The 5782-nt window shown below is 35.3% G+C and carries 9 protein-coding genes; 1 reads left to right on the forward strand and 8 read right to left on the reverse strand.

All coding sequences use genetic code 11. The features are described 5' to 3' along the window. Window positions 1-10: 10 nt before the first annotated feature. From ACY65O_RS14000 to ACY65O_RS14030, 7 genes are all read right to left on the reverse strand, one after another. Window positions 11-451: a VOC family protein gene (locus tag ACY65O_RS14000; protein ID WP_462221479.1), complete on the reverse strand. Its 441-nt coding sequence runs from the start codon at window positions 449-451 to the stop codon at window positions 11-13. Window positions 452-463: 12 nt separating this feature from the next. Continuing rightward, window positions 464-886 carry an SRPBCC family protein gene (locus ACY65O_RS14005; protein WP_462221480.1) on the reverse strand — a complete coding sequence of 141 codons (423 nt, stop codon included), beginning with the start codon at window positions 884-886 and terminating at the stop codon, window positions 464-466. 69 nt (window positions 887-955) lie between these two features. Further along, the gene (locus ACY65O_RS14010; RefSeq protein WP_462221481.1) at window positions 956-1330 is read right to left on the reverse strand and encodes an iron chaperone; all 375 of its coding nucleotides are present in this window, start codon (window positions 1328-1330) and stop codon (window positions 956-958) included. 215 nt (window positions 1331-1545) lie between these two features. Then, window positions 1546-2397 carry a VOC family protein gene (locus ACY65O_RS14015; protein ID WP_462221482.1) on the reverse strand — a complete coding sequence of 284 codons (852 nt, stop codon included), beginning with the start codon at window positions 2395-2397 and terminating at the stop codon, window positions 1546-1548. A gap of 108 nt (window positions 2398-2505) precedes the next feature. Continuing rightward, window positions 2506-2709 (reverse strand): DUF4287 domain-containing protein, encoded by a 204-nt coding sequence (locus tag ACY65O_RS14020; protein WP_462221483.1) that lies wholly within the window; start codon window positions 2707-2709, stop codon window positions 2506-2508. Window positions 2710-2715: 6 nt separating this feature from the next. Continuing rightward, window positions 2716-3132 carry a VOC family protein gene (locus ACY65O_RS14025; RefSeq protein WP_462221484.1) on the reverse strand — a complete coding sequence of 139 codons (417 nt, stop codon included), beginning with the start codon at window positions 3130-3132 and terminating at the stop codon, window positions 2716-2718. Window positions 3133-3170: 38 nt separating this feature from the next. After that, complete coding sequence (locus tag ACY65O_RS14030; RefSeq protein WP_462221485.1) at window positions 3171-3386, reverse strand: hypothetical protein; 216 nt, start codon at window positions 3384-3386, stop codon at window positions 3171-3173. A 161-nt stretch (window positions 3387-3547) separates the two neighbouring features. Here ACY65O_RS14030 and ACY65O_RS14035 point away from each other — a divergent pair, with 161 nt between their 5' ends. Further along, complete coding sequence (locus ACY65O_RS14035; protein WP_462221486.1) at window positions 3548-4534, forward strand: GlxA family transcriptional regulator; 987 nt, start codon at window positions 3548-3550, stop codon at window positions 4532-4534. 66 nt (window positions 4535-4600) lie between these two features. Here ACY65O_RS14035 and ACY65O_RS14040 read toward each other — a convergent pair. Further along, on the reverse strand, window positions 4601-5782 hold a 1182-nt coding region (locus tag ACY65O_RS14040), incomplete at its 5' end, for a sensor histidine kinase (RefSeq protein WP_462221487.1).

Consider the following 5782-nt stretch of genomic DNA (forward strand, 5'->3'; position numbering starts at 1 on the left):
CTGCAACGGGTTATGCTTTTTCGGTACAGCTAAACATCCATTGCACACCAAATTTATCTGTGCAGCTGCCAAAGTAATCACCCCAAAACATATCCTGCAATTCCATTTCTATTTTACCCCCTGCGGAAAGTCCATTAAATAATTTTTTAGTTTCTGATCTTGTATCGGGTTGCAAGTTTATATAAATATTGTTTCCAAAATTTACTTTAAACCCCATTTGTTCCGGCGCATCGGTGCCCATAAGTTTATGCCCACCTGTTATAAGTAACTCAACATGCATCACCAGATTTTTTATATCATTACCTGCAGGTGGCATTGCTTCCATTGGTGGCATATCACCCATACGCCTGATGCCCGGTGCAGTAAACTCTCCGCCAAATACGGTTTTGTAAAAATTAAATGCTTCCTCTGTGCCGGTAGCAAAATTTAAATAAGTGCTTACGCTTGCCATAAAATTTATTTTTTAAGATTCAACAAATTGTTTTAATGAGGTACCAGTAATATAATTCCAGCCTTCTGTAAAACTTTCTTTTGCAAAATCAGGATTATTTGTCGGGAATGTTTCTAATCCTGTATGTGTTAATTTTAATTTTGTTTCTTCGCCTTCGGCAGATAATTCAAATGTAACAAAAGAATTTCCTTCAAAGCCATCGTAGCGCCAACTGTAAGTTAATTTTTTTTCTTTTATTACTTCCACTACTTTGCAAAGATGGATATATTTTTCTCCATCTTTTCCTTCGCCGGTAAATTGAAATTCAAAACCTACTTCGGGTTTAAATTCAGCAATATCAAAATACCATTGCTTCATTTGGTTGTTATCGGTAATGGCCTGCCAAACTTTTTTTACCTTGGCATTATATATTCTTTCCATTCTAATTGGCTGCATAGGTTTATTTTAAAATAATTTTTAAATTCTTTTCGTTATTCTTTTTAATAGATTTCTTAGCAGTAAGTTCTACCGTTTTTTTTCAGCAGCTTTTTCTTCATTTTGCTTTACCCGGAATTTTACTATTTGTGTTATCAATTTAAATGGTAGCGGTTTATCAAAGGGAAATTGTACAGATCCTTTTCCGCTTTTGTAAATGGATAATTCTTTTTTAAATGCTTCATGCCCGGTGGGAGCGGCAAAAACCCCAATATGGTTTTTAAATCCGCCAAAATAAACCAGCACACCTTTATACCTGTAAGCCGGCATCATATAACTGATCTGTTCTTCTGCCTTTGGTGCAGCCGCTTTAATGGTTTGGCGTAATTGATTTAACGTGGCCTGTACATTTGGAGGAAACTGAGCTATATATTCATCTACATTTTTTGCTGCTGATTTATTCATGGACATAAAAATTAATTTAATTTTTTCTTATGAAAACTAATGAGCTGTTTTAAAATAATTTAGCGAATTATCATTTTATTTTTTGCCACAGATTCGCAGATTTAATCTGCGAATCTGTGGCGCTCTTTTAAAAAAATTGCAACAAGCAAAGCCTTTGATCTAAATTTAAACAGGTTCTAACATGATTTTTTTTCTGTGAATCTGTAGCCATGTTTTTATCCTGCAGCTTTTTCCAAAGCAGCAATATCTATTTTTTTCATTTGCATAAGAACAGGCATTACCCTTTGCGCTTTTTCGGGGCTGCTCATTAATTGACCCAATTTAGCCGGAATAATTTGCCAGGAAACACCAAACTGATCTTTTAACCAGCCGCACATACTTTCCTGTCCGCCACCGGCAGTAAGCGCATTCCAGTAATTATCTATTTCTTTTTGATCTTTACATTCTACTACAAAAGAAATGGCTTCATTAAAATCAAATTGGTGATTACCGTAACCATCCATTGCCATAAAAACTTTTTCATCCAAAATAAATTGGGAGTGTTTTACTTTTCCTGCCTGATGCTCTCCCTCGTTTGGCCCGTATAATAAAATGCCATTAATGGATGATGCAGGAAATATTATGGTATAAAATTTTACAGCGGCTTCTGCCCTGCCATAATTTTTTCCTACAAATAAAAACGTAGGTGTTATTTTTTGATTTACATCGCTGTACTTCCCTTTTATAATTTGCCAGGCGAGGCCAAATTTATCCTGCACAAAACCATACCGCTCACTCCATTCGTATTTATCCAGCGCCATCATTACCATACCACCGTCGGAAAGTTGTTTCCACAATTCATTTATTTCCTCATCGGCTTCGCAGGTTACCATAAATGAAACAGAAGGATTAAATTTAAAATTAGGGCCACCGTTAAGGCCCATAAATTTTTGTCCGCTCAATTCAAAGTTTACTACCATTGGCGTATCTGTTGTAATTTTTGAATGGGGAAAAAGGGTGCAGTAAAATTCTGCAGCGGCTTTGGCATTGCCATCATACCATAAGCAGGGGTGAAGATTGTTGTTCATGTTAGAAGTTTTATTGATTATTATGTTAATTGTTTCTTTATATACTTAGACTAATTGTTTTTTTGCTATCATTTTGTTGTTTTTAAGGGTTATAATTTTTTAAAAAAATTATTCTTTCTTTCCTTTAAAGGTTGCATATATGGCCATGGCATGCCCATGGCCTAAATCAAAATCTTTTTTTAGCCAGGCAATAATTTCACCAGCCTTTACACCGGGTTTAAGCAGTCCTTTTTTATCAGCCCGCTTTTTAAAATCTTCCGGTGTTTTACCTGTTTTGGCTTTTATATTATCAATGTATGCTTGAAACGACATAAAGGTTTAGTTTTTATTTTTATCAAAATGCAACAGCCACTGGTTGCCAAATTTATCAGTAAGGTCGCCAAATAATGCACCCCAAAAAGAAATTTCTAAAGGATGAGTTGCCGCTCCGCCATCAGCAAGTTTTGCGTAAAAGTTATTAATCTCATCTTCGCTGCTGCAATTGAGCATTAAAGAAACTGCAGTACCTTTTACCAAACCTTTTTCTCCCACCATATCCGATGCCATAATTACTAAAGCACCATTGGTTAATGTAGCATGTAAAATACAATCTTTCATGTGCGCAGGCATTTTATCCGCAAGGGGAGATTCTCCGACAGTTTGAAAATTCAGCTCGCCACCCAGGCAGTTTTTATAAAACGTCATGGCCTCCCGGCAATTGCCATTGAAAGTTAAGTAAGAATTAATTTGTGTCATAGTTTTTATATTAGTTGTGTATGATAATGATGATTTATTTAAGCGTTTAAAATTTCAGCGTGGCAATCAAATTTTTTTAACCATTTTATGAGGTCTGCCGCCACAACACTGCTGCTGCTTACTATACGAAGTATCCTGTCGCAATCGTTAAGGTCAAAATTTGCACGGTAGCATTCAAAAGTTTCGTGTATCTGCTCTACCAGTTGCTTTGCCTTATCAGCACAATTCACATTTGTTTTAAAAACTTCTATCATCCTTAAATTTTTTACCAGCCTGACCGTTCCATTCTTTTGAACGATATTCCAATACAAACATACTTTCATCTATTGAAAATAGAAATGTGCAAAAACGACATTTAAAAGGGTTGATTGCGACAGAAAGTATTTTACATTTGTGTACTAAAATATTGCTTAACATGAAACATGTATCCATATTAGTTCCAGAATCTTCGGTAATAGAAGCCATAGCCGACCCACGTTATATGTTTACAGCAGTAAACCAATTTTTACAGGCTGAGGGAAAACCGCCATTGTTTAATGTGCAGTTAGTGGGAATTAAAAAAGAAGTAAAATTAGACAACAATTTGTTTTCGGTACATGCCGATGCCCTTATAAAAGATATAAAAAAGACTGATCTTATTTTTATTCCTGCATTATGCGGAGATATAAAAAATGCATTGGAGCTTAATAAAAATTTTGTTGGCTGGATACAGGATCAATACAATAATGGGGCAGAAGTGGCATCGCTTTGTGTTGGTGCTTTTTTACTGGCTTCAACCGGATTGTTGAATGGCAAGAAATGCAGTACGCACTGGCTGTTTGCCAACGAGTTTAGAAATATGTTTCCGGATGTGGAACTGGTTGATGGAAGTATTATTACAGAGGAAAATGGTTTATACAGCAGTGGCGGTGCTAACAGTTACTGGAATTTATTATTATACCTGGTAGAAAAATATACCAACCGTGATATTGCTATTTTGGCGTCTAAATTTTTTGCCATAGAAATTGACCGCAACAGCCAAAATGCATTTATGATGTTTCAGGGGCAGAAAGAGCATGAAGATGATGAAATAAAAAAAGCACAGGAATTTATTGAAGAAAATTATCCTGATAAAATTACGGTATATAACCTGGCCGATAAATTTGCCATTGGCAGAAGGAGCTTCGAGCGGCGGTTTAAAAAAGCTACGCATAATACCGTGGTAGAATATATGCAGCGGGTAAAAATTGAAGCCGCTAAAAGAAGTTTTGAAAGCACCCGCAAGAATATTACAGAAGTGATGTTTGATGTAGGCTATACCGATACTAAAGCTTTTAGAACGGTGTTTAAAAAAATTACAGGGTTAACACCGGTGGAGTACAGGAATAAATATAATAAGCAGGTGGAGTTGGCAGAAGTATAAAAAAATATTACCGGTTAAAGTAATACCATTTTTATTTTTTCTTTGTTTGCGGGGATAAGGATCTCATTAGTTAATTAATTTTTTTGGCTCCTCAAGTGGCAGTTGCACATTTACTTTAAAACCATTTCCCGGTGAAGTTTCAAAGTTTACCTTTCCGTTATAAGCAGCAGTACGGTTTTTTATATTTGAAAGGCCGATGCCTTTTTTTATTTCATCAAATGCTGCACCTGCACCATCATCATTAATGTTCAGTATAAGCTGGCCTTCCATTATATTCAGGCTGATAAAAACTTTAGTTGCAGATGCATATTTCATAATATTATTCAGTTGCTCCTGAATAATTCTAAAAACGGTTAACCCTACAAGATAGGGGATAATATTTTCTTTAATATTATGGTTGAACTCAATTTTAAAAGCCAGCAAAGAATTTATTTCTTCCGTTAAGTTTTCAATAGCTACTACTACTCCTGCATCATCAATATGTGATGATACAATGTTGTGGGTGAGTTTTCGTATTTCATCAACAGCTTTCATTATTAAATTCTGCCCTTCTTTAACCAGCTCAAGTGATCTTTCATGGCTTCCAATTCTAACCAAACCAAGATGAATATTTGCAGCAGCTAATATTTGATTTACATTATCATGGAGTTCTCTGCCGATCTGGTTTCTTTCTTTTTCCTGGCTTTCAATTGCAGTTTTTAAAATAGCTTTTTGATTTTGTTCTTTTTCGTACGCCAATTTTTTTTGCAACATAACCTGTTCGGTAACATCCTGCATAGTCCCAATCATACGGTACGGGATATTTTTTCTGTCTCTTAATACAAAACCCCTGTCGTAAATATATTTATATGTTCCATCAGCACATCTAAATCTGTATTCCTCACTCCATTTTTCGGCCGAGGTTTGCATTAACTCAGTCATCTTTTTATTTATCCTTTCCCTGTCTTCGGTATGCACATTATTAATACGCCACGAATCATTTTTTGTAACTGCATCGTGATAGCCGAATATTTTTACTTTATCATTCCACTGAATTTTATTGGAGTTAATATCCCAATCCCACAGCGGATCGTTAGTGGCTTTGGAAGCGTAGAAAAAACGTTTATTAACTTCTTCTAATTTTAACTGACTTTTTTTTCTTTCAATACTGTATAAAATAGTTTTTAAAAGCAATTTTTCTTCAAACTCACCTTTAACCAAAAAATCCTGTGCACCTGCCTGTACTGCCTGTAACGAAAGAGAGGTATC

The sequence above is a fragment of the Ferruginibacter sp. genome (assembly GCF_031430955.1).
In the GTDB taxonomy this organism is placed as follows: Bacteria; Bacteroidota; Bacteroidia; order Chitinophagales; family Chitinophagaceae; genus Ferruginibacter.